This is a genomic window from Bacillus sp. WC2507, assembly GCF_052656125.1.
Genome location: NZ_JBQXPN010000001.1, coordinates 1,347,678 through 1,371,815 on the forward strand (window position 1 = coordinate 1,347,678; position 24,138 = coordinate 1,371,815).

25 protein-coding genes and 2 other annotated features are annotated in these 24,138 nt (G+C 36.2%); of the genes, 17 read left to right on the forward strand and 8 right to left on the reverse strand.

Annotation, left to right across the window (positions count from 1 at the left end; genetic code table 11):
• Window positions 1-233: 233 nt before the first annotated feature.
• The 9 genes from adhE to ACUN28_RS07255 all read left to right on the forward strand — a co-directional run bounded on the left by adhE (window position 234) and on the right by ACUN28_RS07255 (window position 8,325).
• Window positions 234-2,837: a bifunctional acetaldehyde-CoA/alcohol dehydrogenase gene (adhE, locus tag ACUN28_RS07215; protein WP_016086193.1), complete on the forward strand. Its 2,604-nt coding sequence runs from the start codon at window positions 234-236 to the stop codon at window positions 2,835-2,837.
• Between the two features lie 126 nt (window positions 2,838-2,963).
• Window positions 2,964-3,185 (forward strand): YrhC family protein, encoded by a 222-nt coding sequence (locus tag ACUN28_RS07220; RefSeq protein ID WP_016086194.1) that lies wholly within the window; start codon window positions 2,964-2,966, stop codon window positions 3,183-3,185.
• Between the two features lie 157 nt (window positions 3,186-3,342).
• Complete coding sequence (locus ACUN28_RS07225; RefSeq protein ID WP_016086195.1) at window positions 3,343-4,290, forward strand: ABC transporter substrate-binding protein; 948 nt, start codon at window positions 3,343-3,345, stop codon at window positions 4,288-4,290.
• 5 nt (window positions 4,291-4,295) lie between these two features.
• On the forward strand, window positions 4,296-5,324 hold the full coding sequence (locus ACUN28_RS07230) for a FecCD family ABC transporter permease (RefSeq protein WP_016086196.1): 1,029 nt from the start codon (window positions 4,296-4,298) through the stop codon (window positions 5,322-5,324).
• A complete protein-coding gene (locus tag ACUN28_RS07235; RefSeq protein ID WP_016086197.1) occupies window positions 5,311-6,129 on the forward strand; it encodes an ABC transporter ATP-binding protein in 819 nt (272 codons plus the stop codon). Before ACUN28_RS07230 ends, ACUN28_RS07235 begins: the two co-directional genes overlap by 14 nt.
• The gene (locus tag ACUN28_RS07240; RefSeq protein ID WP_001258431.1) at window positions 6,096-6,491 is read left to right on the forward strand and encodes an ankyrin repeat domain-containing protein; all 396 of its coding nucleotides are present in this window, start codon (window positions 6,096-6,098) and stop codon (window positions 6,489-6,491) included. The genes ACUN28_RS07235 and ACUN28_RS07240 overlap by 34 nt, the downstream gene beginning before the upstream one ends.
• 309 nt (window positions 6,492-6,800) lie before the next feature.
• Window positions 6,801-7,307 (forward strand): GNAT family N-acetyltransferase, encoded by a 507-nt coding sequence (locus ACUN28_RS07245; protein ID WP_016086198.1) that lies wholly within the window; start codon window positions 6,801-6,803, stop codon window positions 7,305-7,307.
• 56 nt (window positions 7,308-7,363) lie between these two features.
• Window positions 7,364-7,822, forward strand: a complete 459-nt coding sequence (locus ACUN28_RS07250) for a GNAT family N-acetyltransferase (RefSeq protein ID WP_016086199.1) — start codon at window positions 7,364-7,366, stop codon at window positions 7,820-7,822.
• 125 nt (window positions 7,823-7,947) lie between these two features.
• A complete protein-coding gene (locus ACUN28_RS07255; RefSeq protein WP_000025009.1) occupies window positions 7,948-8,325 on the forward strand; it encodes a MaoC/PaaZ C-terminal domain-containing protein in 378 nt (125 codons plus the stop codon).
• A 33-nt stretch (window positions 8,326-8,358) separates the two neighbouring features.
• Here ACUN28_RS07255 and ACUN28_RS07260 read toward each other — a convergent pair whose 3' ends face one another.
• Window positions 8,359-8,904: a helix-turn-helix domain-containing protein gene (locus ACUN28_RS07260; protein WP_001020700.1), complete on the reverse strand. Its 546-nt coding sequence runs from the start codon at window positions 8,902-8,904 to the stop codon at window positions 8,359-8,361.
• A gap of 156 nt (window positions 8,905-9,060) precedes the next feature.
• Here ACUN28_RS07260 and ACUN28_RS07265 point away from each other — a divergent pair, with 156 nt between their 5' ends.
• A complete protein-coding gene (locus ACUN28_RS07265; protein ID WP_016086200.1) occupies window positions 9,061-9,465 on the forward strand; it encodes a DoxX family protein in 405 nt (134 codons plus the stop codon).
• A gap of 21 nt (window positions 9,466-9,486) precedes the next feature.
• Window positions 9,487-10,344, forward strand: a complete 858-nt coding sequence (locus ACUN28_RS07270) for a VOC family protein (protein WP_016086201.1) — start codon at window positions 9,487-9,489, stop codon at window positions 10,342-10,344.
• Between the two features lie 15 nt (window positions 10,345-10,359).
• Here ACUN28_RS07270 and ACUN28_RS07275 read toward each other — a convergent pair whose 3' ends face one another.
• From ACUN28_RS07275 to ACUN28_RS07285, 3 genes are all read right to left on the reverse strand, one after another.
• A complete protein-coding gene (locus ACUN28_RS07275; RefSeq protein WP_016086202.1) occupies window positions 10,360-10,674 on the reverse strand; it encodes a 4a-hydroxytetrahydrobiopterin dehydratase in 315 nt (104 codons plus the stop codon).
• The gene (locus tag ACUN28_RS07280; RefSeq protein ID WP_016086203.1) at window positions 10,655-12,409 is read right to left on the reverse strand and encodes an aromatic amino acid hydroxylase; all 1,755 of its coding nucleotides are present in this window, start codon (window positions 12,407-12,409) and stop codon (window positions 10,655-10,657) included. Before ACUN28_RS07280 ends, ACUN28_RS07275 begins: the two co-directional genes overlap by 20 nt.
• A gap of 161 nt (window positions 12,410-12,570) precedes the next feature.
• Window positions 12,571-12,798: a binding site (T-box leader), on the reverse strand.
• Window positions 12,799-12,849: 51 nt separating this feature from the next.
• Window positions 12,850-13,079 (reverse strand) — a binding site (T-box leader).
• A 188-nt stretch (window positions 13,080-13,267) separates the two neighbouring features.
• A complete protein-coding gene (locus ACUN28_RS07285) occupies window positions 13,268-16,015 on the reverse strand; it encodes a S8 family serine peptidase (protein WP_016086204.1) in 2,748 nt (915 codons plus the stop codon).
• 229 nt (window positions 16,016-16,244) lie between these two features.
• Here ACUN28_RS07285 and ACUN28_RS07290 point away from each other — a divergent pair, with 229 nt between their 5' ends.
• Window positions 16,245-17,483, forward strand: coding sequence for a TolB family protein (locus tag ACUN28_RS07290; protein ID WP_016086205.1), 1,239 nt, complete (start codon window positions 16,245-16,247; stop codon window positions 17,481-17,483).
• Window positions 17,484-17,524: 41 nt separating this feature from the next.
• Here the strand turns inward: ACUN28_RS07290 and ACUN28_RS07295 are convergent, their stop codons facing one another.
• Both ACUN28_RS07295 and ACUN28_RS07300 read right to left on the reverse strand, forming a co-directional pair.
• Window positions 17,525-17,647, reverse strand: coding sequence for a DUF4023 domain-containing protein (locus ACUN28_RS07295; protein WP_000071864.1), 123 nt, complete (start codon window positions 17,645-17,647; stop codon window positions 17,525-17,527).
• Window positions 17,648-17,715: 68 nt separating this feature from the next.
• Window positions 17,716-18,054, reverse strand: a complete 339-nt coding sequence (locus tag ACUN28_RS07300; RefSeq protein ID WP_016086206.1) for a hypothetical protein — start codon at window positions 18,052-18,054, stop codon at window positions 17,716-17,718.
• A 169-nt stretch (window positions 18,055-18,223) separates the two neighbouring features.
• On the opposite strand from ACUN28_RS07300, the gene ACUN28_RS07305 reads away from it, so the two are divergent.
• The 3 genes from ACUN28_RS07305 (at window position 18,224) to ACUN28_RS07315 (ending at window position 20,145) form a co-directional block, all read left to right on the forward strand.
• Complete coding sequence (locus ACUN28_RS07305) at window positions 18,224-18,826, forward strand: histidine phosphatase family protein (protein WP_016086207.1); 603 nt, start codon at window positions 18,224-18,226, stop codon at window positions 18,824-18,826.
• 18 nt (window positions 18,827-18,844) lie between these two features.
• Window positions 18,845-19,381, forward strand: coding sequence for a hypothetical protein (locus ACUN28_RS07310; RefSeq protein ID WP_016086208.1), 537 nt, complete (start codon window positions 18,845-18,847; stop codon window positions 19,379-19,381).
• Between the two features lie 263 nt (window positions 19,382-19,644).
• Entirely contained in the window at window positions 19,645-20,145 is a 501-nt protein-coding gene (locus tag ACUN28_RS07315) for a DoxX family protein (RefSeq protein ID WP_000236600.1), read from the forward strand.
• A gap of 41 nt (window positions 20,146-20,186) precedes the next feature.
• Here the strand turns inward: ACUN28_RS07315 and ACUN28_RS07320 are convergent, their stop codons facing one another.
• Complete coding sequence (locus ACUN28_RS07320; RefSeq protein ID WP_016086209.1) at window positions 20,187-21,071, reverse strand: alpha/beta fold hydrolase; 885 nt, start codon at window positions 21,069-21,071, stop codon at window positions 20,187-20,189.
• 15 nt (window positions 21,072-21,086) lie between these two features.
• Window positions 21,087-21,920, reverse strand: coding sequence for a GNAT family N-acetyltransferase (locus ACUN28_RS07325; RefSeq protein ID WP_016086210.1), 834 nt, complete (start codon window positions 21,918-21,920; stop codon window positions 21,087-21,089).
• A gap of 261 nt (window positions 21,921-22,181) precedes the next feature.
• On the opposite strand from ACUN28_RS07325, the gene ACUN28_RS07330 reads away from it, so the two are divergent.
• Window positions 22,182-23,567, forward strand: a complete 1,386-nt coding sequence (locus ACUN28_RS07330; protein WP_016086211.1) for an alkaline phosphatase — start codon at window positions 22,182-22,184, stop codon at window positions 23,565-23,567.
• 54 nt (window positions 23,568-23,621) lie between these two features.
• Window positions 23,622-24,089, forward strand: a complete 468-nt coding sequence (locus ACUN28_RS07335) for a hypothetical protein (RefSeq protein ID WP_016086212.1) — start codon at window positions 23,622-23,624, stop codon at window positions 24,087-24,089.
• Window positions 24,090-24,138: the final 49 nt, after the last annotated feature.

The window sequence follows — 24,138 nt, forward strand, 5'->3', positions numbered from 1 at the left end:
TGCATTTTTATTACGTTATTTTGTGAAACATTTCACAAAATAGACATACACAAATGAAATGATTTCATGTATATTAAGTTCATGAAGTGTTACTCACGAACAAACTTGTGAAATATTTCACAAACAATGAGGTTCATGTAGGAAAGCAACTCTATTTTTTTTGCGCTAATCGGGACTGATTACGACCTATAGGGTCTTATTTAGTCCAAGATAGCAGAATAGGAGGAATTTACATGGTAGTCAAAGAGAAAGTTGTAAATGAAATGCAGGAAGTAAAAGAGATGATTGATACGTTAGTGAATAACGGTCGGAAGGCTTTACAAGCATTAGAAAGCTTTACACAAGAGCAAATTGACAACATTGTTCATGAAATGGCATTAGCAGGTGTTGATCAACATATGCCACTTGCAAAGTTGGCTGTTGAAGAAACAGGGCGTGGTGTATACGAAGATAAATGCATTAAAAATATTTTTGCTACTGAATATATTTGGCATAGCATAAAGAAAGATAAAACAGTAGGGATTATTCACGAAGATCCTCATGAAGAAATAATAGAAATTGCGGAACCTGTCGGTGTAGTAGCTGGGGTAACGCCAGTAACGAACCCAACGTCGACAACAATGTTTAAAGCATTGATTGCGATAAAAACGAGAAATCCAATTATTTTCGCATTTCATCCTTCAGCACAAAACTGTTCCATTGCAGCGGCGAAAACAGTATATGATGCAGCGGTGAAGGCAGGGGCACCAAAACATTGTATTCAGTGGATTGAAAGACCTTCTGTCGAAGCAACGAAACAATTAATGAACCATGAAGGTGTTGCACTTGTTTTGGCAACTGGAGGAGCAGGTATGGTGAAATCAGCTTATTCTACTGGAAAACCAGCGCTAGGTGTAGGTCCTGGTAATGTACCATGTTATATAGAGAAATCAGCGCATATAAAACGAGCCGTTAATGATTTAATTTTATCAAAAACATTTGATAACGGTATGATTTGTGCATCAGAACAAGCAATCATTGTAGATAAGAAAATTTATGATGATGTGAAAACAGAAATGATTGCAAACAATTGTTACTTTGTAACAGAGGAAGAGAGAAGAAAATTAGAAAAACTTGTTATTAATGAAAATACATGTGCAGTAAATAGTGATATTGTAGGGAAATCCGCACAGTATATTGCCGAATTAGTTGGAATTACTGTGCCTAAAAATACAAAGATGCTTGTAGCTGAAATTCAAGGTATCGGAGCAGCCTATCCACTATCTCGTGAGAAACTGAGTCCAGTATTAGCCTGTGTAAAAGCAAATTCATTAGAAGAAGGATTTACATATTGCGAAGAAATGTTAAACCTCGGTGGTTTAGGACATTCAGCAGTCATCCATTCTGTAAATAAAGAAGTGCAAAAGCAATTTGGATTACGCATGAAAGCTTGCCGCCTTATTGTAAATGCCCCTTCCTCACAAGGTGGAATCGGCGACATATATAATGGATTTATTCCATCACTTACGCTTGGTTGCGGTTCCTACGGGAAAAACTCAGTTTCTCAAAACGTAACAGCGACGCATTTATTAAATATAAAAAGGTTGGCAAATAGAAAAAAGAATTTGCAGTGGTTTAAATTACCACCCAAAATTTATTTTGAAAAACATGCGACAGCATATTTAGCGAATATGCCTAACATTTCACGCGCATTTATTGTAACGGATCCAGGAATGGTTGAGCACGGATATGTAGATACGGTTACACATTATTTACGTAAACATGCAAATGATGTAAAAGTTGAAGTTTTCTTTGAGGTTGAGCCAGATCCATCAGATGAAACAGTGTTTAAAGGTGCGGAAATGATGAGAAGTTTTAAGCCAGATGTAATTATCGCACTTGGTGGTGGTTCAGCTATGGATGCAGCGAAAGGGATGTGGCTTTTCTATGAGCACCCAGAAACAACATTCTATGGAATTAAACAGAAGTTTTTAGATATAAGAAAACGTACATGTAAATATCCGGAATTAGGAAGTAAGGCACAGTTTGTTGCCATTCCAACAACATCAGGAACAGGATCAGAAGTGACACCATTTGCGGTTATTACAGATAAGAAAAATAATATAAAGTATCCACTTGCAGATTATGAATTAACGCCAGATGTAGCAATTGTTGATCCACAATTTGTAATGACAGTACCACCACATGTAACAGCAGACACTGGGATGGACGTATTAACGCATGCAATCGAGGCGTATGTGTCTGTTCTGGCAAATGACTATACAGATGGATTAGCATTAAAAGCCATTGATCTTGTATTTAAATACTTACCAAGAGCATTTAAAGATGGAAATGATGAAGAAGCACGCGAAAAAATGCATAATGCTTCTGCAATCGCAGGGATGGCATTTGCAAATGCTTTCCTAGGTATTAATCACAGTTTAGCACATAAAATTGGACCAGAATTCCATATTCCGCATGGACGTGCGAATGCAATTCTTATGCCGCACGTAGTTCGCTATAATGCTATTAAGCCAAGAAAACACGCATTGTTCCCAAAATATGAGCACTTTGTAGCTGATGAACGCTATGCACATATTGCGAGAACAATCGGGCTTCCAGCAAGTTCAACAACAGAAGGTGTGGAATCACTCGTCCAGGCAATTATTGAGCTTGGAAAAAGCTTAAATATAAATATGAGTATTGCAGGACAAGGAGTTGCTAAAGATGAATTTGAAGAGGTTGTTGGATTATTAGCAGAAAGAGCTTTTGAAGATCAATGTACAACAGCTAATCCAAAATTACCTCTCATTTCAGAGCTGAAAGAAATTTATATGGAAGCATATAAAGGAGAGTAATGGTTATGAAAGAGTCGCAATAAAGCGGCTCTTTTTCTTTTGGAAAACATCTCCCAGAATGGCTGTATTTACTTGTCTTTAAGTTTAAGAGAATATGATACAGTGAAATGGAGGAGTGAGAATATAATGAAAGAATTACAAGAAAAAATAGAAGATTATACTCGGTTCGGACAAATTCTTCTCGCGGTAAGTACATTGTTAATGGTTGGTTTATTGATTCCGAATGGAGCAAAAGAAACAATACAATTTTTTGTTATGATGGGAAGCATCGTTATATTTTTAAGTTTATCATTCTTTTTCTTTCAGCGTGTGAAAGTGATACGAGATCAGTTAGAGGGAAATGAATGAATATTATGAAATAGAGCACTACGAAAAGGACGAATCTTTTTGTAGTGCTCTTTGTTTTTTGTAAAAAATGTATGCGGTTTATATTGACAATGATAATCCTTATCAATTAAAGTAGAATAGTAGTTAATGATTATCATTATCAGTTAGAGGTGGAAGAATGAAAAAATCTATTGCGCTATTCACAGCGATTTTATCTATTTTTTTCTTATTAATCGGTTGCAGTGCAAAAGGAAACGAAAAAGCATCTGCAACAAAAACAGAAAAAGGAAAAGAGAAAATCGAAGTTACCGACCTGTCAGGAAGAAAGGTAACATTTGATAAAGTGCCAGAGAGTTTTGCAACATTAAGTATGGGGGACATGAATATTATTCATGCTTTAGGTGGAAAAATAGTAGGTCGTCCAGATACAAAAATAACTCTTCCAGAGGAGTTAAAGAAAGTACAAGTAATCGGGAATGCACATCAGCCGAATTTTGAGCAAATTGCTAGTTTGAAACCGGATGTACTTATTGCTAACAATGGATTTCAAAAGAATGTTCCAACGGTTGAAGGACAAGGAACGAAAGTAATAATTTCTTCTGCGAACTCTGTACAAGATATTCAAAAGAATATTGAAATATATGGAACGGTAATGAAGAAAGAAGATAAAGCAAAAGAACTTAACCAAAAAATTAATGATCAAATAAAGAAATATGAGAAAAAGAGCGATGTGAAAGCATTGCTAGTGTATGGAGCACCAGGCACTTATTTAGCAGCATTACCAACATCTTTATCAGGTGATATTTTAGAAAAAACAGGTGGAAAAAATATTGCAGCCGATTTTCCAGAAATGAAGGAATATCCGCAATATGCGCAACTAAGCGTAGAACGCATTATTGAGGCAAATCCAGATGTGATTTATTTAATTACACATGGAGATCCAAATAGCGTTAAAAAAGCATTTGAAGGCGAAATGATGAAAAATGAAGCGTGGAAAAATTTAGATGCAGTAAAACAAAATCGTGTAGTTATTTTGCCACCTGACTTATTTGGATCAAATCCTGGAACAAAAGTTACAGAAGCGATGGACTTTATGTATAAAAGTATACAAGATGTAAGGAAATGATAAGTATGGAAAGTAGTGAAGTAGTAAGGGAAAAGGAACATCCTTTTGCGAAAAAAAGATGGATAATAGCAGTTACTTTAGTTGTATTAACGATTCTAGGTCTTTTTTACGGTCTTTTTGCAGGAAGTTTGTCCTTTTCTTTACGAGAAATTCTAGCTGGCATACAAGATGAGGGTTCGACAGTTCATCGAATTGTATGGGATCTTCGTATACCGAGAGTGCTCGTTGGATTTATAGTGGGAACATGTTTAGCAGCATCTGGTGCACTGCTACAAGGGGTTATGAGAAATCCTCTTGCAGATCCTGGTATTATCGGGGTTTCATCTGGAGCAGGCCTTGTAGCAATTGTAATTATGATTTTATTCCCTCAGCATATGGCTTTTTTACCGCTCGGTGCGTTTTTAGGAGCTTTCATAACGGCGATGGTCATTTATGCTTTATCATGGCAAAAAGGGGCACCTCCTTCAAGAATTGTCTTAGTAGGGGTGTCAATTAATGCATTAATTGGTGCAGCGACGTCAGCGTTAATGTTATTACATAGTGACAAAGTACAATCCGTGTTACCGTGGTTAGCAGGCGGCATTGGTGGTGTAAGTTGGGTACATTTAAACATGATTATTTATTATGCAATATTCGCTATTATACTAGCCTTCTTTGGTATTAAGCATATTCGAGTATTAATGCTTGGAGATGAAATGGCGAAATTATTAGGTTATAACGTGGAGAGAAGCCGGTTTTATTTAATAGTAGTAAGCACATTATTAGCTGGAATTGCGGTTAGTGTTTCTGGTCTTATTGGATTTGTCGGTCTTGTCGTACCACATATGTTACGCTTATTAGTTGGAAATGACTATAAATATTTACTGCCATTGTCATGCCTTGGCGGAGGGATATTACTTGTTTTCGCGGATGCGATAGCTCGAAGTTGGTTCGATCCAATTGAATTGCCTGTAGGTATTTTATTATCCTTCTTAGGTGGTCCGTTCTTCTTATATTTAATTCATAGAGGAGGAAAGCAACGTGATTTCCGTTAACAAAGTGTTTTACGCACATTCTGAAAGATTTCAAATGCAAAATATGAATGTACATATTAAAGCTGGAGAGATCGTTAGTTTAATTGGACCGAATGGGTCGGGGAAATCTACTTTGCTTCGTTTAATGGCAAGATTACTTAAACAAAGCGAAGGGGATATCATTTTAGATGGAAAAAGTATTCATACGATGAAAAGTGCCGATGTTGCGAAGCAATTAGCGATGTTACCACAAATGCATGATCATCAATTAGATTTAACAGTGAAAGAATTAATCGAATTCGGAAGAGGCCCTCATAAATCATGGAGCAGTCGCTTAAATAAAGAAGATGAAGAAATTGTTGATTGGGCATTGTCTGTTACAAATCTTGAAGGGTATGAATATCGTCTTTTGCAATCTTTATCAGGAGGAGAAAGACAACGTGCCTGGATTGCAATGACGCTAGCACAACGTACAAATGTTTTATTATTAGATGAACCAACAACTTTTTTGGATATCGTCCATCAATTGGAAGTAATGGAACTTGTGAAACGATTAAACGAGGAGTTTGGTATGACAATTGTAATGGTTTTACATGATATTAACCAAGCGGCTCAATATAGTGATCGTTTACTCGTATTAAAGCGAGGGAAGCTTCAGTATGACGGTATACCAGAAGAAGTGTTATGTCATGAAATGTTTCAACGTGTATTCGGCATAGATGTAGATATTTTTCAAGGTAGCGACAAGCCATTTTTCACACCAAAACGAATTTCTAAAAAAGGAGGAGCAAGATGCGAACAGAAGAATGTATTACCACTGAGTTAGTAAGAGAATTTGTTATGGCAGCTCACGGAGATTTAGAGAAAGTACAAGAACTGTTGGCTGAATCCCCAAGCTTACTTCATGCCTCTTACAATTGGGGCGGATCAGATTGGGAAAGTGCGTTAGGGGCAGCGGCACATGTAGGTCGTAAAGATATTGCTCTCTATTTACTAGAAAAGGGTGCTCGAATGGATATTTTCGCGGCCGCTATGCTTGGAGAATTAGAAGTTGTACAAGCTATTTTAGTAGCACAACCAGAAGCATTACGTGCATCTGGTCCACATGGTATTTCCCTTCTTCAACATGCACGAATGGGCGGGGAAAAAGCACAGCGTGTATTTGAGTACTTAACAGTGCTCTCTTAATGACCGCAAAGGTTCTTATGTGCGGTAAACTTTTCACTTTCATATAATTGAAAAGTTTACCGCCCGTTAGAACGGGATAAGTATCTAGTATATTTGAAAATCCTACACCCCCCTCAATTGTAGTTTTCGTTATGCTAGTTATGATATGGATGCAGTAGACAATATTTTTCTACTGCCTTTTTTAGATTCTTTTAGGATTGAATATTCTGTATTTTGCCCTTGGTTCATTTATAATAGATAGTAACATTTAGTATATATACAAAACATAATCGTGTAGTTAAGTACAAATTCGTGGGAAGGAGTGCAGATATGTTTCATACAGATCGTTTACAAATTCGCAAATATACAATGGATGATTTACAGTTCTACGCTTCACTATGGGGAAATGAGAAGGTAATGCGCTATATTGGAAATGGGACGTTAAAAACATATATGCAATGTAAAAAAAGTTTGGAGGAGTGGGTGATTCCGAGCTATAAAAACGGTCTCGGTTTATTTGTATTGATTGAAAAGGAAACGGGAATACGAATTGGTCATGCAGGACTAGTAAAGCAGCAGATAGGTGGAAAAGAAGAAATTGAAATTGGTTATTGGTTACTACCTCAGTATTGGGGAAAAGGGTATGCGAAAGAAGCAGCAGCAGCGTTTCGAGACTATGGCTTCCAAGCGTTACGAATGAATAAATTAATTTCGCTTATTAATCCGGACCATCCCGCCTCAATATTTGTTGCTAGAAAAACAGGGCTTAGTTATGAGAAAACAACTTCATTTCATGGGATGGATGTACTCGTTTATTCCATTAAGCGCGTTCGATGAAAAAAGGTAAATTGCATCTTTTGAAGAATGGTATATAAAAATAAAGGGGGGATTACATGTATATTTACCATAATGGACTTATTATTCGCGAGGGAACGAATGGTGTGCCAGCATATGCAATTAAAGCTTTGTTCGAAGATGCCGGTTGGAGCAATGATAATATCCCTTCTTGGCAAATTGAAAAATTCACGATAGCATTTGAAAATTCAACATGGGCATTCACAATTTGGGATGAAGAAGAGATGATAGCCATGGTTAGAGTCATTTCTGATGGAATCATGGTCGCGAACATAGTAAATTTAGTTGTGAAGTGTGAATATAGAGGGAAGGGATTAGGTAAGAAGCTTGTCGCCCTTTGCTTGCAAAAACTGCCACACGGTGACTGGTTTGCGCATACATCTGCAAACAATTTTGATTTTTATAGAAGTTGTGGTTTTGAGGTGAGAGAGTTATCAAGAAATGGAACATGCGCTTATTATGGATATCAAGTTGCAAAAAAAGATGGTCATCGGTAAATGAGCGAAAAAAAAGAAAGAGTACAGTTATAAGTATTTCTAATTCTTTTTGTAATAGAAAATGAACTGAGGCTCATTTTATGATAAAATGAAAGAAAATTCTGTTTATTATCAGGGGGATAAAAATGAGTATAAAAGTTGGGGATGTATTTAAATACGAAAGAAGATTTACTGAGGAAGAGGTTTTTGAATTTGCAAATATTACAGGAGATAAAGGTAGGCATCATATGGAATATGATGAAAATGGACGTTTAATGGTTCATGGTTTATTGACTGCTAGTATTGGAACGAAAGTAGGCGAAGAATTACATTACATAGCAAGAGAATTAGTAAGTGAGTTTATTAGACCGGTTTTTACAGGAGATACGATCACTTGTGAATTAACTTTAACAAATATTGAACAGATGGAAGGATACAAAAAGGTTTCAATCGAGTCAGTTTATCGCAATCAACACGAAAAGACTGTACTAGTTGGGACAAGCTATGGCGTTATAAGGGGATAAAAAAGAAGCCTGATTTACAGGCTTCTTTTTTATTTAATAAACACGTTTTCGATTTTCTGCATGACTAGAGATGAGTAATAATGCAGTTTCTTCTCCTATATTGCGAACGATATGAGGAACACATGCATTCCAGGAGAAAGAATCCCCTTCCTCTACAATTGCAATATCTTCTCCATGTTGAACTTCTAGTTTTCCGCGTAATACAAGATGACATTCTTCCCCTTCATGGGCATTTGGTGTATTTTCTTTCGGAAACCCAGCAGGAATTTCTACGAGATTTAAGCGAAGGCCACCTTGCTCTGCAACATGTTCAATTCTTTGTTCATCTTTTCCGTATACACTGTATTTACGCTCTACCTTTTTGACAACTTTCAACCGATCTTTTTGTTCTAATAATAAATAGGGAAGGGGAACGTTTAAAAAATTGGAGATCGTTTCTAAAGTTGAGATAGATGGCGATGTTTTATTATTTTCAACCTGACTCATAAATCCTTTAGAAAGACCTGTTCCCTCACAAATTTGTGCGATTGTTATGCCTCTACGTTGACGAATTTCACGTATTGCAGAACCAATATTCATAAAATCAAGCTCCTTTTTGTAAACAACTATTTGTATCATAGCAAAAAAAATATATTTTTTCCCAGTGAAAATGAATTGACGAATAAAAAAAATTAGTGTATGTTTTGTAATGTAAATAAAAGTTTTGTATAAGAAAACTATAAAGGAGAGAAAGAAATGAATCAACATATCGGTAACTTAATTATTCGTATCGTGTTAGGGGTAACGTTCTTTATGCACGGTTTAACAAAATTCCAATCGGGGATTGACAATATTGCAGGGTGGTTCACAAGCATTGGTTTACCAGGAGGACTTGCATACGGTGTAGCAACAGCGGAATTAGTTGGTGGTATATTGTTAATTCTAGGTTTAGGTGTAAGATATATTGGATTATTATTTGCACTTGTTATGGTGGGAGCAATCGTAAAAGTAAAATGGTCAGCTGGTTTATTAGGAGATGGAAAAAATCCTGGCTTCGAATTAGAACTTGCATTGTTAGCAATGGGTGCGTACTTATTTGTTGCGAAAGCAGACGGTTTTGTAGATAATTTTTTAAAAGAGAAAATGTCAAAGAAGAACTAATTTAAATGGGAGGCTAACAAGATGAGTTTTCAACTTCATCCCGATACAACACTTGATGTTGTTCATTTATATGTATCAAATATAAAGAAATCACTAGAGTTTTATACAGAAGTACTAAGTATGAAAGTACTAAAAGAAGATGAAATGGTCGTTACATTTGGGAATGAAAATAACGAACCACTCCTTATCATTGAAGAAAAGAAAGAAGCATTACCAAAGCAAAGAGGGAGAACGGGTTTATATCATTACGCAATTTTATTACCAAGCAGACAGGATTTAGCGAATATCCTTCGCCATCTTGTAGAAATGGTATATCCGCTGCACGGCGGAGCTGACCATTACTTTAGTGAGGCCCTTTATTTAGCTGATCCAGATGGAAACGGGATTGAAATTTATCATGATCGCCAAAAAGAAGTTTGGCGTGATGAGAATGGAGAACTACCATTTGTTAGTAACCCGTTAGCTGGTGAAGAATTATTGCAGCAAGGAAGTGCATGGAATGGCTTTCCAGCTGGTACTGTGATGGGACATATTCATTTCCATGTAGCTGATTTGGAAGAAGCAAAACGTTTCTATGTGGATGGTCTTGGCTTTGAAGTAACGATTCCAGCTCGTAATGGAGCGTTGTTCGTATCGGCAGGTGGTTATCATCACCATATCGGTTTAAATACGTGGCAAGGTGAAGGAGTACCACCGCAAATGCCAAATTCCGTTGGCTTGAAATATTTCACAATTGTACTAGCAGACGAAAAACAAAAAGAGCAAGTATGTGAAAGTTTAAAAAATATTGGCAAGATTGCTACGTATAAGGATGGAATATTACAAGTTGAGGATCCATTTGGACATTGTATCCATTTCAAAATAAAAGGAGAAGCCTAAAAAGGCTTCTCTTTTTTACTTTCTTATAATTGCTTTTTCGTTTTGTAAAAATAGTTCATCAAATTGCTTGGCAAGCTCAAAATCTAGTTTCGTTAAACCTTTCGCATTCCAAGATGACAAAGTAATAATAACTGCTTTATACTGGATAAGGATAAATGGATGGTGATTATGTTCTTCTGATAGTTTGGCGGCTTCAGAGACAAATTCGACTCCTTTTAAGTAGTCGGAAAACATATATTTTCGTTCAATCCATTTTTCATCTTTTACCATCCATTTATCTACTTTCAATAACTCCTCTTGAACTTCTTCTTCAGTTAATCGTAGCATCATTTTTCACATCCTTTATATGCAGTAGTGCAAGACCATTGTTAATAAGGCGTGTTACAGCTTCGTCCGTTGTGAAAGTAGACAGTTGTTGTAGTAATGCTGCCGATGTTTCGTGCCCTTTGTTATGTTCTAGAAGTAATTCTAATATTTCAAGGCGAAGTAGCCATTCTTTCGGATACAATTTATTTAATACCTCTTGAATCGCTACTAATTGTTCGACATGCGCGTCGTGTAAAATACCTTTATTTCGAATGTCACGAACTGTTTGATACATACGATCTAGCTCAGTTAATGTGAGAGGTGCTGGAGTTTCTTCTATTTCTTCATCAACTGAGGAAAACGATGCTGCATCTGCTGCTCCTGGGAATACAGAAGTGATCTCTGAACCAACAGCCATATCAAATGCGCCCCATGAAGCATCAAATAATACTCGGGCGTTATAAGTAACTGTGCAATCGATAAAGGAAATAAGAGCAATTTTCTTATCATTTTTTATAATATCTGTTACTGTTCCTTTTACATGAATACCACTTGCAAAAGTAAACTCAGCAGTATTTCCAATCGTAATTCCTAATGATTGTAATTCTTCATCTGTACAATTTTCTAATGCAACATTTTCAGTAAGTAATCCAATTGGTGTTCCAAAGCCGTCACTGTGTACAGCAGTAGAATGATTCGCTAGTTGTTTATTGTGAATTGCTAATGCTGTTGGCGAACTTGTTCGCATGTAAATCAATTCACCTGCATCGTTTTTAATTGTCTCGGTGAATGTACCTGTAATTTGTAATCCACTATTTAGCTCAGCAGTTGCATGATTTTCAGAGCGAATTGCTTTTTCTAAGCCTTCTTTACCACCTGTTTTAAAGGCCATCGTTTCAGCGAATTTCTCAAGTGCTTCTGTTAATTCTTTAAATGATTCACAAACAAATAGTTGTGGTTGCATTTTTGTTACGTCATAAGTTGTTCTTGTACAAGCTTCAATGGAAAAAGGAACTTTTTCTACAGCGTCTGTTAAGCAATGTTTACTTTCACCAACAGAAGAAAGGAGCCCAGCACCGTAGATTTTTGGATTGTCTATATTTCCAATTAAGCCGTATTCTACTGTCCACCAGAAAAGACGTGAAATTTGTTCAGCTTCTGATAAACCAGAAACTAAGTTTTGTTTTTCAATTACATTATTTTCAGCAGCTGCAACTTCTTCAGGTGTAGAAGTCGGGCTTTCTTTTACAATCGTTAATGTACGAACAGCTTCAAACGCCTCATGTTCTTCTTTTGTGGAGAAAGCTTTTGCTCCAATTTGTCCAAATCGTTTCACATATTTTGCATATGTAGGATCAAGCAAAATCGGTGCGTGTCCTGCTGCCTCATGTACGATATCTGGAGCTGGTGTGTACTCGATATTTTCTACTTTGCGAATATCTGTTGCGATTGGTAGTAAACCGTGTCCTTGGAAATCAAAGAATGCTACACCGGGAATAAGTCCATCAATTGTTACAGCTCCCCAGCCGCTTGGTGCCAAACACTCATTCATTTCTTCTACCTTTGGAATTGCATCTATATTAATACCAGATGATTGTAATCCGTTCACATAGGCTGGATGAGCAACGTCTTTTAAGAAACTATGATTTTGTCTCATAATGTAACGCCACACAGCGTGATTCACCGGCGTGTATTGATCATAATGCTGTGTGGATACGAATGGTTTTAAATGCGATGGAATTTCTGTTTTCTTTGTCATTTAGACATCCTCCTTTTTTTCAATAAAATTCAGTATCGGTTTCGTTTAGCTTGTACCACCCCCCTTCAAATTTGTAAGCGCTTATAAAATTTTATCATAAGATTCGGAATTATTTAACGTTTGTTTCTGTGAGAAATAGAAAAAGCCCTATCGGAAAATCCGATAGGGGCGAAAGAATCGCGGTACCACCCTATTTGTAAGTGAAAACATACTTACATCTCAATTCATGATAACGGAAAAACTCCGTCTTTTCCTTCATGCGTACAAGCACTACGAAAAAGAAGCTCCAGAATTGTAATTCATATTTATATATGTGCTAATTTCCACCGACCATTAGCTCTCTGTAACAGGGATATAAGATATTACTGCGATTCTTTCAACGCGTATATATGAAATTGTACAAAAGGGAAGGACGCAAAAAAGCCCCTATCGGAAAATCCGATAGGGACGATAAAAATCGCGGTACCACCCTAATTGTAAACAGAAAAATTGTTTACCACTCACTTTAAGATAACGGAAAGATCCGTCTTTCTCTTCATGCATTATGTGCACTACGGGAAAGAAGCTCCAGAATTGTAATTCACGCTTGTATATGTACTGATTCGCACCAACCATCAGTTCTCTGAGACAGGGATATAAGTCGCTACTAGTATTCCTTCAAAGCCGATATATAATTCGTTCAACTAAACTATGTTTTGTATTATAAAACTTTTTTTAAAAGATTGTCAACAATAATTTTATCACGCTATTTGTGGGCAGTAAAACTCCTACTTCAAAATTTGGCCGGAGCAAAGAAGTTAGATGGAAGCCTTACTGCCCGTAAACGTCCGATTAGTGAGGGCTGATTAAAGTTTCACTTTAGTTCACTTCTAAATCAACATTTAAATTAGATGTATTTCCAGCTGCATCGGTTGCAACAATATGAATTGTATTCTTTCCTTGTTGTAATTGATTACGATCGAAATAAATTTCGTAGTTTTTCTCCCAAGTGTTTAAGAATGCACTTTCCCATATACCATTTCCGTTAATTTCATATTGCATTTTCACTGGAATACCAGGTGCAACCCAACCAGATTCTGTCATCCAATCTAGTAGAATATCGTCAACTTTCCCTCTAATTATGAGATTTTCTTGATCAACTTCGTGCGTTAACTTAGGTGCTGTTCGGTCAATAAACACTGCTCCTGTTTGCTTTGTTTCTCCACCAGAGTTAGAAGCAACAGCTTCGATTTGGTATAAGCCATCAGGTAGAGGGGATCCATTAATTTTTGTACCATTCCATTTGAAAGATTTATAACCAGGTGTTTCATTTTTACCTTGATATACCATGCCTTGATATGTCACGCGGTCTTTCGTAATTAAATTAGCATGAAAGGCTATGTCTTCAACTGGTGTAACTAAATAGTAATTGATTAGGTTGTCATCTAGTATTTTGTCATTATTTGGACTGAAAGTAGAATTAACGATTTCAAGGCCATCAATACGCTTGTATTCTTTCGGATCAATGCTAAATGTAAATGGAATACGCATTTCTTCAGTTTTTCCTTGTTCTTTTACATACAGATTTCCTGTATATACGCCTTGCGGTAAGGAGCTATCTACAGTAATAGTAAATGGTTTTTCAATATTACTATTCGGTTTCAAACTAATCGAAGAAGGGAAAGAAGTCTGGATTTTTGTTTTTGTATCTAGTAATTCAATACGAGTTGAAAAGTTTTTCTTTTTGTTAGAAAGATTTTGTAACGTAATATTTTGTGTTAGCTTTACTTTGCCGCTATTTGGTTTAATAAGACCGAAACTTACGTTGTTCGGTTGCACTAACGCATCAGTTTGAGCTGCTTTTGGAATGTTAATTAAACCAGATCCTTGTGCCATAACAGGATATGTAGTTTCATTTACATCTTTTAATGTTTTTGCTGTATTGGCAAGAGATGCTTTCAATTGTTCTGTCGTCCAATCAGGATGCATTTGACGCAGTAAGGCAACGGCTCCCGCTACCTGTGGCGCAGCCATACTTGTTCCGTTGTGAGATTCATAGCCACCTCTTGGTACAGTACTAGTAATTTGTACGCCAGGTGCAACTATATCAGGCTTTATAAGCCAACTGCCTTGTGATGGTCCTCTTGAACTGAAGTTACCAATAAGTTCGGTTTTGTTTGGTTGTCCAATCTTTATATTTTTCTTTCGTTTTGTAATTACATTTTTCAACTCTTCGCCATTTGTATTTGATAGTTGCATAACTGGAAGAGCTATATCTGCACATTCGAAATATTCTGGCATAATATTAATTTCTTTTTCGTTAGAAATTAGTAGCACGCCGAGAGCACCAGCTTGCTTTGCTTGTTCTGCTTTTACTAACGTACTCGAAGTTCCTTGTAAAACAAGGGCGAACTTACCTTTCACATCTTGTTTAGCGTAATCGCTTGAATTACCGTAGCCAACATATACAAGCTGAGCATCGTTTCCTACTTGGAAGTCTGCTTTTGATAACGGTAATCCTTGGTAAGATTTATTAGAACCAGCTACTTGGAATGTTGGGAATGGAATAGAAACAGTAGATGCACCAACAGAAATGACACTACTGGCATTACCAGGAGCATCAACAGACCAAGGCTTTGGTCCATCGTTTCCATTTGAAACGACTGCAGTAACACCAAGTTTTGCTGCGCGTTCTAACGTCAGTGTTACAGGTTGATCAGGGACATTCAAATCTTGACCGAGAGATAGATTTAAAACATCTGCACCGTCTTGAATAGCACGCTCAATACCTTGAATAATATCATCTGTCGTACCAGTGCCACCATCATTCATGACACGGTAAGCGAGTATAGAAGCGTTCGGAGCAATCCCCTTTATTTTTCCGTTACCAGCAATAATCCCTGCAACATGGGTACCGTGGACATTTCCATCCATCGGATCATTATCTTCATCGACTGTATCGTAGCCACCGATATAATTTGCTTGTAAATCAGGATGGGTATAGTCTACACCTGAATCGATAACAGCGACTTTCATTCCTTTTCCATCAAGCGGTTTGCCAGTTGGATCTTTTAATTTCCAAGCTTCAGGTGCACCAACTGTAGGACCTCCAACGTTTGGTGTTTCTAAATCCGCAGGGCTTTTTGATGTTTCATGTAACTTATATGTTAAGTTCGGATAAATTGCCTTTACTTCAGGTAAAGAAGCTAAAGCAGCAACTTGATCTCCCGGGATAGAAATAGAGAATCCAGAAAATAACGTACTATACGTTTCTTTTATCTTTGCTTTTGGTGCTTTTTCTTTAATTTTCTTTGTTGTATCCTCTTGTGCTTTTTTTAGTTGTGCATGGTATGATTGCGCATTGCCATTTTTTAAGTCTGGAGCATGCTGAATGTTACTTTGTGAAGCGAGCGGAGCGTGTTGCAATTCTACAATGACTGAAATTTCTTTTGATGTTTTTGTTTCAACATTTTGCGCGATTTTGTTTTCTCCCCATTGTTGAATATTCGCTTTTAACTGTGGACTAAATTGCTTCTCCTTTTGCAGTGATTCAGCATGTGCGCTTAAAGCTCCAAAACTAGAAAAGGCGAGCGCCATACTTAATAGTGTAGATGTAGTCTTTTTCATTGAAACTCCCCCTAATAAAAAGTGCCAATATTCCGAAAAGTTATCTTACATTTTTGTTGTGAAATATAAAATTGAATGTTGGTTAAACTATACTTTCGACATAATTCATACCAATCCTCTTTGAATTAAAAGTTTCTTGGGAAATTTTTTGGAATTATGTCGAATGGGGGATTTTTCACATATTGTAGGTGGGGTGTGAGGAATGCTATGGGGGAAATGGAGGAGTGTTATGAAAAAGGTTGTAGCAAGTGTCATAACAGTATTATTCATATTTTTAAGTTCAATTACTATTACTAAAGCAGAAAATAGTGGGGTGAAAATTGCTTTTATTCGTCATCATGACCTTTGGATTAAAGTTGATGGGAAAGAAAAACAACTTACAAAAGGAGAGAAGGTAACAGGGCCGAAGTGGTCATATGATGGGGAGTGGCTAGCATATGTAAAAGGGAAGAAACAAAGTATTCTTGAGTTATACCGGCTGAAAGATGGAAAGAAAGTTACGCCGTTTCACTCAGAAGCATCGAATTATCAATGGTCACCAACAGAAAATATAATTGCATTTATATTTACAGGTACATTAAATACATTTGATGTAGAAAAAAAGAATGCAGATTTTGAAAATGTATCGGCTGGTGTAGGTGATTATGCATGGTACCCTGATGGAAAGAAGTTTCTTGTATCCTCTGAAGCACACTTACTTCCAACAGGATGGACAGGAGCTCAGCTATATGAAGTGCAAAAAGATGCACATATGAATCCTCACAAAATGAAGCATTTGTATGCATTGCCAAATGAACATGATGATTTTCTAGCGCTAGTTGCAAGTGGGTTTGAGTGGTCACCAGATCGAAAGTGGATTTCATTTTTAGCGGTACCGACAGCTTCATGGTCAGCTGATAGTAATACGCTTTGCTTAGTTCGAGCAGATGGTAGTCGTTTTGAAAAAGTAGATCAAATGTTATTAAACACACAATGGTTCAAATGGGCGCCATCCAAGGATATATTAGCTTATATTGAAGGAAGCGGGAGAGTTGCGTTAGAGAATAAACATTTAAAAGTAAAAGAACTGCCAGCACTTCAGCAGAAAACCTTTACGCCGAAAGGATATGTTGATTGGGATTTTTCGTGGAAGAACGATAAAGTGATTATCGTTTCACGTGCAAAAGAGGCAGGGATAGAAACTCCGCCAGAAAAAAGGCCATTACCGTCTTTATATGAGATTGATAGTACAAGCGATGAACAACATCAAATCACAAAGCCACCTCATAAGCAAGGTGACTATCATCCGATCTTTATGAAGAAGAGCAATCAATTAATATGGATACGTTCAGATCGTAAGAAAGCTAACGTATGGCTTGCCCATAGTGATGGAAAACAGGAAAAGAAGTGGATTGAAAATATAGATGTACCAGAGTGGTATTATGAGAAATGGAATTGGGAAGATGTCATCTCGGTGAAAGAAGAATAAAAAAACTGCCTGAAAGATAATTTTAGGCAGTTTTTTTATCGTTATTTATGTGTTTTATTTGGCTTTTTTTTCGCTGGGTTTCCGTTCCCTTGACGTTTTCTATTTTGTTCGTCTTTTGCTTGTTTTTCATGTAGTGTATTTAAAAAGTCATTTGAGTTACTCATTCTATATCTCTCCTTTCATTTCGTCATAGTTACTATAACCATTTAGGAGGATAATCATGAGTTAGAAGTTAGGCGCTTAATTTTCTACGATAGTATACGTAAAATATTCCATACGTAATAAATAGCATAAGTAAAACTTGTAACTCTACATTTTCTTTTAAAATAGTTGCGCCAGGATCTGGTAAGTAAGGTGATGTATCGCTCGTTCCTAAATCTAACCATTTGTTTAAGAGGTTAATGATACAAAACATGAAAACACCAGACCAGCTTGCAATAATTGCCTTCTGCTTAATTTTTGTTTCCCGTTCATCATCTGTAATCCAAGGATTAGCAGTTTTATCACTATTAAAAAATCCATTTATGTATCCCCATATGCCCATTCCGATAAAGGCGATAATCCATTTCATATTTGTGATTCCCCTCCCTATTGTAAAAAGTATTTGACATATATGATTGTAATATTTTCTAATTAATTATGTCAAATGTTTTTTACAACCAGTTTTTCATATAGCAGGAATAAAGAATGAGATAGGGAAGAAATATGTAAGAGGATTTCATAGTGAGAGGAGGCTGGATATGAAACTCGTCTTTGTTCGGCATGGTGAAGGAGAACATACAAAAGATTTGCCGGCAAGTTTACAAGTGTTGCATCCGCCATTAACGGATGAGGGAAGGGATCAGGCTAAATTACTTCAATGCAATGTGCCATTGCAGGAAACGGATATATTAATTGCTAGCCCTACACTTAGAACTTTACAAACGGCGGCAATATGGAGTGAGAAAGTAGCTTGCAAAAAAATCGTCCATCCATATGTATCCCCACGTATTTTTCCTTATCGAGAAGGAGCGAAAACATTGCCATGTGATCACATAGTAGATCAGGGAATAATAACAAATTTATTTCCACATTTTTCGATAGAGAAAAGCACAAATAAGCAGTTATGGACGGAAGGTATAAATACTATTTCAGAGAAGAGTTTTCAGCAAATAGTAGATGAATTTCTTTTTTGGTGCTATGAGCTAGGCGCTGAAAGAATTTGTATTGTATCTCACGACGGGACAATTACAGCATATAGGCAATATTTACAGAAGGTCGTTTTAACTAGATCTGATTTTTTGCAAGAGACGGGTATATATGAAATGGATGTATCCCTTAAAAGTTTAATTGATGAAATCTAATTATAGGATGGAGGGTGTATGTTGAAGGTTGCACTAGTAGTTGGTTTTAATTCTGATTTAGAGGCGCAATCAATCCGAGCATCGCTTGAATATTTTGGTGCAAGAGTTGTAACATATTGGATTGGTAGACCGAAAGAGTTCATGGATATTCTTTCTGGAAAGGGTTTATATAATGATATTAATTATATTGTCTTTTGCTTTCATGGTGAGGAAGGGAAGTTTGTCATGGAAGAGTTAGGTGAAGATATATATGAACAAGATGAACCGAGGGGGTACTTTGGTGCAGCAGAAATTTATAAATATGCAAAATTGCATAATACACATATTGTAAATAGTGGGTGTACGTTAGGGGAGCAAAAGCTAGCAGAATCTTTTTTACGTAGTGGAGCGAAATCGTATATTGGGTCGATAGATTATGTAGATGGGAATGCAGCACTTATGTTTACAATACGCTTATTTTACGGGGTTATTAACCATAAAAAAACGTTAGAAGAAGCATTTCAAGAAGCGAGGTTAATTGATGAGGAGACACACACATTTCAATTTTATAAATAGTGAAAACGCGTTTGTTCTATATTCGAATAAACGCGTTTCACATTTAACTCACATTTTTTTTACATTTTCTTCAATGAAAACCATTATCACTTGTGGTATGATATGTTCAAGTTTTTACAGGTAATAAAAGTTACTATATAAACGTTAGTTTTTAATGTTTCATACACATGTCACAAATTATTCATAATTAACGTTTGTAAAATAAGTAACTAATGTTATTATATTATCTGTAACTGACTTAATTACAACTTTAGGAGGAAGATATGGTTATTCAATTTTTAAGAGAAAACAAAGCAGTTTCTTTTGTGTTAGCAGTAATCCGAGTGTATCTTGGTTACACATGGTTAATGGCTGGAATCGGTAAACTACAAGGAAAAGGTTTCGATGCAACAGGTTATTTACAAGGTGCAATTGAAAAATCTAAAGGAGCTCAACCGGCTGTTCAATCTTGGTGGGCATCATTTTTACAAGATTTCGCAATTCCAAACGTTGATCTATTTAATACACTTGTAACATGGGGAGAGATTTTAGTCGGAATTGGTTTAATTGTAGGCTGTTTAACAAAAACAGCGGTCTTTTTCGGTCTTGTAATGAACTTTTCCTATATGTTTAGTGGGTCAATTGGTGTAAACCCTGAAATGGTTATTTTATCAATGTTCGTTCTAGTTTCTGGTATGAACGCTGGTAAATTTGGAATAGATGGCTTTGTTATTCCGAAAGTATTAGGATCAAAAACTCAAAAACGCCAAAAGCAAGCTGCTTAATATATGAAAGTGGGTATCTCAAAATGAGATACCCGCTTATTTTATTTTTCAAATTGTATCGGATTGTTTTTAAAGAAATCTTTTACATACCCTACAAATTCCTGTGGTTCTTGGCGAAACGGTGCGTGATAACCTTTTTCAATAACATGGAAAGTACTATTTTTTAAGAATTGATGATACGTTTCTCCTTCTTTCCAAGAAACGCTACTATCATTTCTTCCCCATATAATTAAGGTTGGTTGTTTCATTTCATTTGCATTAATTTGAAGACGTCTAGGCCATAATTTCATTTTATTGTAATGCTCTTCATCATTACGCTTGAATTTAACTTTGCTCTCATCATAATCTGCAATAGCAGAAACGGTATTTAAATCAGTCGACAACTGTGGTTTTGGTGAACCTTGTTTATTAACGAATGTATGAGGACCGCCTGTAGCATCAGTTAAAATAAGGTGGGTAACGGCTTCAGGATATAAATATGTTAAATTAAGAGAAATTTCTCCGCCCATTGAGTGGCCCAGTATTGCAAACGAATCGTAACCTAGTTTTTTCATTAATTTATAATACAAATTTGCATGAGTTGGGAAAGAATAGTGAAAATCCATTGGCTTAGATGAGCGCCCGAATCCTAAAGCATCTACAGAAATAATCGTATGATCTTTTGCTAAGTCTGAGTAAATCTTTTGAAAACCATCTGACGATCCTCCAAATCCATGGATCATAAGTAAAGGTGGTTTTTCATTACCAATCTTTTTAAAGTAAATGGTTTGACCATCTATTTCTACCATTTTTTCCTCGGTAGCTAATTTCGCTGTAAGTGTATTTTTAACTTGTTTTACTTGTTCTACTGGCTTTTCTGCTGCACTACATCCTACTAATAGTGTAAGAGTAAGACAACCTACCATAAAATAGCTAAATCGCTTCAATTAGGTGTCCCCTTTCTAACATAACGCTGTATCTATCATAGCAAATAGCATATTACGATTTCCAGGAAGTTGGCTACCATTTTTTATCATAAGAGGTGAAAGGAGCGTTTCTTGGAATTTTTCTGTTTGAAGAAATTTGCGAAATGAAAATTGTGAATGTGGGACATCAATCCTTACTGTGCCATTCCAACATTCACATATGTTTTGTAGTAATTGAATAGCATCTTCTTCTCGTTTGGCGATAAGTGGATTGATACATAATATATTACCTTTTTGTATGCATAAGGAAAAAGCTTCTATACAGTTACGTCTCTCAATTTTAAAAGAGTGGCTGGTTCTTGGTAATAGTAATGAATAAAGTAAAGAACGATCGGCACCAGTTGTAATTTGATCGAGAGAAATAAGCGATATAAGGTCTGGTTCTTTCACTTGTTGTGTATGAGCAATATGTGTCTTAGTCGTTTGTTTTTCAAAACGATGAATCGTCGTTACTGTTTGAAATCCGCACGATGTATAAAGAGGCTCGCCAGCTTTTGTTGCAATAAGTGCAATTGGTTGTTTTGGATAGGTACGTTCTAAGCAGCGAGTAAGCAACATACGTCCGATGCCCTGGCCTTGAAAATTAGGATGGACGAATAACATGCCAATAGTAGAAAAACTACCTTTAAAAGGAAATACTCCTCCAGCTGCAATCAGTTTATTTTCATGCATATAACCGATAATTGTGCCGAGAGAAAGATACATTTCGAATTGTTTTTTCATAAATGCTTTATCTTGTAACCATCCAATAGCTTTACAAAGGTCGAGTAAATCAAAAATGAAAGATTCATCTAGCTCTATTGTTTTCATAAATGTTCACCACATTTCTATTAATTTTCATGAAAGTAGATTGAAAATGTTAAATGAGAGATTTACGTTACACGAAATCCAACTGGTTTATATTTCGATTGTAAAGGGGAAAATCGTTGATATGAATAGACAAAGTTATACAAATTATAACTGATATTTACATAAGTTAACAAAAAATTTACATATAACTAATTTTCTCTTAATAGTCTTCCATTAAATTTGATAGTGGGAAATGAATAACCTAATTAGGGGGACAAGACAGTGAAAAAGTTTGTGAAAAAAGCATGGCCATTTGCAGTTGTGGCGTCGTTAGCAGTTACTTCGGTGGCAACATGGAATTTTACACGTTCTAGTGAAGTAAATGCGGATGAGAACGGAAGCAATGCAAAGATTAAAAATGTTATTGTGTTAATTGGAGATGGTATGGGTCCTTCATATATGACAGCTCATCGTTATATGAAAGATAATCCAAAAACATTCGAAATGGAATCTACAGAGTTTGATAAACATCTTGTAGGAACACAAAAAACATATCCGGAAGATGAACATGAAAATATCACAGACTCTGCATCAGCAGCAACAGCTATGTCAGCAGGAATTAAAACATATAATGCGGCCATTGCAGTTGATAATGATAAAGCAGAAGTGAAAACTGTCCTTGAACAAGCGAAAGAAAAAGGGAAATCAACAGGATTAGTTGCTACTTCTGAAATTACACATGCAACACCAGCTGCGTTCGGTGCGCATGACATTAGTCGTAAAAATATGGACGCAATTGCAAATGATTATTTTGATGAGAAAATTAAAGGGAAGCATAAAGTAGACGTTATGCTTGGCGGCGGTGTAAATAACTTTGTTAGAAAAGATCGCAATCTTACAGAAGAATTTAAGAAATCTGGTTATAGCTATGTAACAGATCGCAATCAATTGTTAAATGATAAAAATGATCAAATTCTTGGTTTATTTGCGCCAGGTGGTTTAGATAAAATGATTGACCGTACCGATAAAACACCTTCATTAGAAGAAATGACAAATGCAGCAATTGAGCGCTTGAACAAAAATAAAAATGGTTTCTTCTTAATGGTTGAAGGAAGTCAAATCGACTGGGCTGGACACGATAATGATATCGTTGGTGCAATGAGTGAAATGGAAGACTTTGAAAAAGCATTTAAAGCAGCGATTGAGTTTGCGAAAAAAGATAAAAATACGTTAGTCGTTGCAACGGCAGACCACGCTACTGGCGGATTATCTTTAGGTGCGAATGGTGAGTATAACTTTAAAGTAGATCCAATTAAAGCTGCAAAACGCACACCAGACTTCATGGCAAATGAGATTGCAAAAGGTGCAAATGTAGAAGAAACATTGAAAAAATATATTGATTTACAATTAACACCAGAAGAAATTAAAGCGGTAAATGATATTGCTCCTTCAAAAGATGTAACAAAGATTGATAATGCGATTGAGGATATTTTCAATAAGCGTTCGGTTACAGGATGGACTACAGGTGGGCATACAGGGGAAGATGTAAACGTATATGCATTTGGCCCTGGTAAATACTTGTTCTCTGGCGTTCAAGAGAATACAAATATCGCTAAACGTGTCTTTGATATTGTTGGCGGTGGCGATCCGAATAAAGGAAGACGCTAATTATAAATGAAAGTGAGGCGAAATGCCTCACTTTTCTTTTTAGGAGATGGGAAGATGGGGGCTTTTTTCAGAGGGATAGGATCCCTTCTAATAGGTGTATTATTGCTAGTTGGATGTCAATCCAAAGAGAATCAGATAGAAAAAAAATCTACTACTACAAAAGCTGAGGAAAAGGTACAAATAACGAAAGAAGAAGAGAAATCGATTCAAGATGTTATGGAGAAGTTTGTACGGACGACAAATGAAAAAAATCTTGCTGAACATATGGAGTTATTTTCAAAGAAGATGCCTAGTGCTGAAGACTTAAAAACACAAAAAGAAGCAGCTTTTCAAAAGGGAAATAAGAAAATTGAATTGGAACATATAGATATGAAAGCTAGTAAAGCAGGGTATGTTGTTGTTGAAACGAAGGAAAAAGAAATAGAGGGGGAGGTCACTCTTCAGAAGAACGTACAGTATGCGCTTGGAAAAGAAGAGGATGGATGGAAAATTGAAGAGGTTCGCATGATAGGGAAGAAATAAAGTGAAACTTTAATTAGGAAGTCTTACTACCCGTAAATAGCGAAATAAA

What these genes read in the sequence shown, in the direction of transcription:
- adhE (WP_016086193.1), top strand. Translation starts at nt 234, where the DNA reads ATGGTAGTCAAAGAGAAAGTTGTAAATGAAATGCAGGAAGTAAAAGAG.
- ACUN28_RS07295 (WP_000071864.1), bottom strand. Translation starts at nt 17,647, where the DNA reads ATGAGTAACTCAAATGACTTTTTAAATACACTACATGAAAAACAAGCA.
- ACUN28_RS07275 (WP_016086202.1), bottom strand. Translation starts at nt 10,674, where the DNA reads ATGATGCTACGATTAACTGAAGAAGAAGTTCAAGAGGAGTTATTGAAA.
- ACUN28_RS07245 (WP_016086198.1), top strand. Translation starts at nt 6,801, where the DNA reads ATGTTTCATACAGATCGTTTACAAATTCGCAAATATACAATGGATGAT.
- ACUN28_RS07270 (WP_016086201.1), top strand. Translation starts at nt 9,487, where the DNA reads ATGAGTTTTCAACTTCATCCCGATACAACACTTGATGTTGTTCATTTA.
- ACUN28_RS07285 (WP_016086204.1), bottom strand. Translation starts at nt 16,015, where the DNA reads ATGAAAAAGACTACATCTACACTATTAAGTATGGCGCTCGCCTTTTCT.
- ACUN28_RS07260 (WP_001020700.1), bottom strand. Translation starts at nt 8,904, where the DNA reads ATGAATATTGGTTCTGCAATACGTGAAATTCGTCAACGTAGAGGCATA.
- ACUN28_RS07290 (WP_016086205.1), top strand. Translation starts at nt 16,245, where the DNA reads ATGAAAAAGGTTGTAGCAAGTGTCATAACAGTATTATTCATATTTTTA.
- ACUN28_RS07315 (WP_000236600.1), top strand. Translation starts at nt 19,645, where the DNA reads ATGGTTATTCAATTTTTAAGAGAAAACAAAGCAGTTTCTTTTGTGTTA.
- ACUN28_RS07300 (WP_016086206.1), bottom strand. Translation starts at nt 18,054, where the DNA reads ATGAAATGGATTATCGCCTTTATCGGAATGGGCATATGGGGATACATA.
- ACUN28_RS07280 (WP_016086203.1), bottom strand. Translation starts at nt 12,409, where the DNA reads ATGACAAAGAAAACAGAAATTCCATCGCATTTAAAACCATTCGTATCC.
- ACUN28_RS07220 (WP_016086194.1), top strand. Translation starts at nt 2,964, where the DNA reads ATGAAAGAATTACAAGAAAAAATAGAAGATTATACTCGGTTCGGACAA.
- ACUN28_RS07325 (WP_016086210.1), bottom strand. Translation starts at nt 21,920, where the DNA reads ATGAAAACAATAGAGCTAGATGAATCTTTCATTTTTGATTTACTCGAC.
- ACUN28_RS07230 (WP_016086196.1), top strand. Translation starts at nt 4,296, where the DNA reads ATGGAAAGTAGTGAAGTAGTAAGGGAAAAGGAACATCCTTTTGCGAAA.
- ACUN28_RS07335 (WP_016086212.1), top strand. Translation starts at nt 23,622, where the DNA reads ATGGGGGCTTTTTTCAGAGGGATAGGATCCCTTCTAATAGGTGTATTA.
- ACUN28_RS07240 (WP_001258431.1), top strand. Translation starts at nt 6,096, where the DNA reads ATGCGAACAGAAGAATGTATTACCACTGAGTTAGTAAGAGAATTTGTT.
- ACUN28_RS07225 (WP_016086195.1), top strand. Translation starts at nt 3,343, where the DNA reads ATGAAAAAATCTATTGCGCTATTCACAGCGATTTTATCTATTTTTTTC.
- ACUN28_RS07305 (WP_016086207.1), top strand. Translation starts at nt 18,224, where the DNA reads ATGAAACTCGTCTTTGTTCGGCATGGTGAAGGAGAACATACAAAAGAT.
- ACUN28_RS07250 (WP_016086199.1), top strand. Translation starts at nt 7,364, where the DNA reads ATGTATATTTACCATAATGGACTTATTATTCGCGAGGGAACGAATGGT.
- ACUN28_RS07255 (WP_000025009.1), top strand. Translation starts at nt 7,948, where the DNA reads ATGAGTATAAAAGTTGGGGATGTATTTAAATACGAAAGAAGATTTACT.
- ACUN28_RS07265 (WP_016086200.1), top strand. Translation starts at nt 9,061, where the DNA reads ATGAATCAACATATCGGTAACTTAATTATTCGTATCGTGTTAGGGGTA.
- ACUN28_RS07310 (WP_016086208.1), top strand. Translation starts at nt 18,845, where the DNA reads ATGTTGAAGGTTGCACTAGTAGTTGGTTTTAATTCTGATTTAGAGGCG.